4 protein-coding genes are annotated in these 3190 nt (G+C 51.6%); all 4 read left to right on the top strand.

Annotated features, from left to right (window positions below; translation table 11 throughout):
• Nucleotides 1-107: 107 nt before the first annotated feature.
• The 4 genes from V0288_RS24900 (at nt 108) to V0288_RS25240 (ending at nt 3092) form a co-directional block, all read left to right on the top strand.
• Nucleotides 108-1181 carry a pentapeptide repeat-containing protein gene (locus tag V0288_RS24900; protein ID WP_332867898.1) on the top strand — a complete coding sequence of 358 codons (1074 nt, stop codon included), beginning with the start codon at nt 108-110 and terminating at the stop codon, nt 1179-1181.
• Between the two features lie 73 nt (nt 1182-1254).
• Complete coding sequence (locus tag V0288_RS24895) at nt 1255-1572, top strand: 2Fe-2S iron-sulfur cluster-binding protein (RefSeq protein ID WP_332867897.1); 318 nt, start codon at nt 1255-1257, stop codon at nt 1570-1572.
• Between the two features lie 65 nt (nt 1573-1637).
• Complete coding sequence (locus V0288_RS24890; RefSeq protein WP_332867896.1) at nt 1638-2735, top strand: AI-2E family transporter; 1098 nt, start codon at nt 1638-1640, stop codon at nt 2733-2735.
• A 132-nt stretch (nt 2736-2867) separates the two neighbouring features.
• Nucleotides 2868-3092 (top strand): hypothetical protein, encoded by a 225-nt coding sequence (locus V0288_RS25240; protein WP_422662076.1) that lies wholly within the window; start codon nt 2868-2870, stop codon nt 3090-3092.
• Nucleotides 3093-3190: the final 98 nt, after the last annotated feature.

The following is a 3190-nucleotide window of genomic DNA, read 5'->3' as shown; positions in this document are numbered from 1 at the left end:
CTCCTGACTCCTGACTCCTGCCTCCTGCCTCCTGACTCCTGACTCCTGACTCCTGCCTCCTGACTCCCCCACTTAACGAAAAAGTTATTATTCCCCACCAAAGTTATATGCGTCTTTTAGCTTCTTTCGATCGCTACCCGGATAGCGTGTGCCTGAATCTCGAACCGATCGCTTCCGACGCGCGGGAATTCGAGTTATATCTCACCCTGCACCTACAATCGCACTCCCTGCCGTTACTCGACGGAAAGATCACCTGGGGACTCAAGGGAGGGATTCTCGACGCGGTGGCCGGGGGGTGTTCGATCGCTCCCATCGGTGGCGAGCGCCTGGATTTCCGGGTGTCGCGCGTGGAAGTGCCGGACGGTTATCGCTGGCGGTTAGCGCTGAAAAGTCCCGGCACGATCTTCACCGGCTCGATCGAGCGGATTAAACTGGGATCGATCGAGGTCAAAGAAGAACCCTACCATCTGCTCGCGCGTTTTTCCGCCACTCCCGCGGATATCTCGATCGTCGAGACCGAAAAACTGTGGCGACACGATATCAGCCCGAACAAACACGCCATTCTAGAGCGAAAATTAGCCTTTTTCCTGGTGGAAACCCGTTTAAATCCCTATCTTAGCTATCTATCTCTCGGTTCCGGCGACGTAGAAATCGATAAGACCGCCACCGAACCGAAAGACGAAGAGCCGGCAATCCTCGCGCGACTGAAGGAAGACATCGAGCGCGTCTACACGGCGGATACCGATAATTTTCTCGAACTGGCGCGGTGGATGGATCTCGATCCCCTCGTCGATCTCGCCGGGGCGGATCTGCTGGCGACGGAATTAAGCGGGGTATCGTTAGGGGGGGCGGATCTCGATCGGGTGAATTTCCGGGGGGCGAATCTCACCGACGCGGATCTGAGCGAATCGATCGCCGTTCACGCCAATTTTAAAGGCGCGGATCTCAGTGGCGCGCTCCTAGGCAACGCGGATCTAAAATACGCGGATTTCTACCGCGCGAGTTTGGCGCTAAGCAACCTCATCGGATCGGATCTGGAGGGGGCGAATCTCGTCGAGGCGAATCTCAGCCGGGCGAATCTCAGCGGTGCTAGGGTATTCGGGGCGAGATTCGGCGATAACGAGGGCATGACGGATGAATTACGGGAAAGTTTGCTCGATCGGGGCGCGGTATTCGAGTGACCGGTCGCGGAATGGCCGGCGAGTCCTTACAATGGAGTATGTGATTTTTGAACGCGCTATTATTTCGTAAACCATGACCACTACCTATCAGGTTGAAATCTCCCATCAAGGAACCACCCGCACGATCGCGGTGAGAGACGATCAGACCATCCTACAAGCCGCCCACGACGCGGGAATCGACCTGCCGAACTCCTGTAACGCCGGGGTTTGCACCACCTGCGCGGCCAAACTATCCGAGGGAACCGTCGAACAGGGGGACGGGATGGGATTATCGCCCGGATTGCAGAAAGAAGGCTACGCTCTATTATGTGTCGCCTACCCCCGATCGGATATCAAACTCGAATCGGGGAAAGAAGAAGCGGTCTATCAACGCCAATTCGGTAGACCTTAAAAGGCGATGGGAAAACGATCGAGGTTTCCCGTCGCCGATTTCTTTGTTACCGCTACTGTGTCGCCATGATCGATCTGTTCAATCAACTGCCTCGTTGGTTGCGGTTAGGATTCATCTTCCCGCTATTTTTTTTGAATGGCTGGCTTTTGTTCCAGCTATTCAGTTATTTAGAACCTCTCGTTACCATGTTCATTACGGCCAGCTTACTGGCTTTTTTATTAGAGGTTCCCATCAAATTACTGCAAAGACGGGGGGTGAGCCGCCCGGGAGCGGTCACGATCGTTTTCGCCATCGCGCTCTGTGTTTTAGTTTTATTGGGATTAATTTTAATCCCGCAAATTATCGATCAGTTAAGCGGTTTAATTAATAGTTTGCCGAGTTGGATAGAATCGGGAACCGAAAAGTTACAGCATTTAGAAAGACTCGATAAAGCTCAAAAGTATTCCGGGTATATTCGTGCCTCGATCGATCAGCTTTCCGAACGGTTATCCGCCTTACTACAAACCCTGAGCGCTCAATTACTCAGCTTCGTTCTCGGCACGATCAACCGTATCTTAAACATTTTTTTCATCATTGTTCTCACGGTTTTTTTGGTTTTATACGGGGAGAAAATTTGGGACGGGATCTATAGTTGGCTTCCCTCTCCCTGGAATGTAACCCTGAGAGAAAGCTTCCGGCAGACCTTTGAAACCTATTTCGCGGGACAATCGATTCTCGCGGGAATTTTAAGCGTCGCCCAAACCTTTGTTTTCGTGATTTTAAAGGTCGATTACGCGCTACTCTTCGGGGTGGCGATCGGACTAACCACCCTGATCCCTTTCGCGAGCGCTTTCACGATCATCGGCATCAGTATCCTGATCATGCTTCAGAATTTTTGGCTGGGATTAAAAGTCTTGATTTTAACGGTTATCGTCGGGCAAATTAACGATAATGTCATCGCTCCCCGATTGATGGGAGGGATGATCGGTTTAAATCCGGTCTGGATTATTCTCTCGCTATTTATCGGGGGAAAAGTCGCGGGAATTCTCGGTCTTTTAATCGCCGTTCCCCTCGCGAGCGTGATTAAATCTACCACCGATTCCTTACGTGCCTATTACACGGATAAAAATAGAATGGTGATCCTCGAAAGCGCGGTAAACCCTCCCTCGGAAGAGAATCAATAAGAAGGCAAGAGGCGAGAGGAAGACCGTAGGGTGCGTTAGCACCGCGGTTCCCACCGAAAGGCAAGAGGCGGGAGGATAGAAATTTGAAAAACGTGCTACAATGAGAGGGAATCGTAATACGGAAAGGAAACCATGCGACTGAAACGATGGGAGTCCCCGCGCCGTCAGGGACGTAACGACAAGGGAAAAGGCGGTTCCGCGCGATCGAGACAGATCCGAAAACAATTTAAAACCCTGGCTAAAAAGCTCAAAGGAGGGGAGGCGAATCGCCCCCCCTTTTTTTTATTCCTTTCCCATCTCCCGCGCGATTCCTTTGGGAAAAACTATTCACCCGAAAAATTCGATTTATCGCGCTAAATCGCTCTTTTTTAGCATTTTAAATCAATTATCATTTATTATCCCTCCTGCCTCCTGCCTCCTGCCTCCTGCCTCCTGCCTCCTGCCTCCTGCCTCCT

The sequence above is a fragment of the Pannus brasiliensis CCIBt3594 genome (genome assembly GCF_036688125.1).
Classification (GTDB): domain Bacteria; phylum Cyanobacteriota; class Cyanobacteriia; order Cyanobacteriales; family Microcystaceae; genus Pannus; species Pannus brasiliensis.
The sequence above is the reverse complement of the archived record's forward strand: the minus strand, read 5'-3'. Positions and strand labels throughout refer to the sequence as shown.

Excerpts from the sequence above, each read along its gene's own strand:
- V0288_RS24895 (WP_332867897.1), top strand. The coding sequence starts at position 1,255 with ATGACCACTACCTATCAGGTTGAAATCTCCCATCAAGGAACCACCCGC.
- V0288_RS24900 (WP_332867898.1), top strand. The coding sequence starts at position 108 with ATGCGTCTTTTAGCTTCTTTCGATCGCTACCCGGATAGCGTGTGCCTG.
- V0288_RS24890 (WP_332867896.1), top strand. The coding sequence starts at position 1,638 with ATGATCGATCTGTTCAATCAACTGCCTCGTTGGTTGCGGTTAGGATTC.
- V0288_RS25240 (WP_422662076.1), top strand. The coding sequence starts at position 2,868 with ATGCGACTGAAACGATGGGAGTCCCCGCGCCGTCAGGGACGTAACGAC.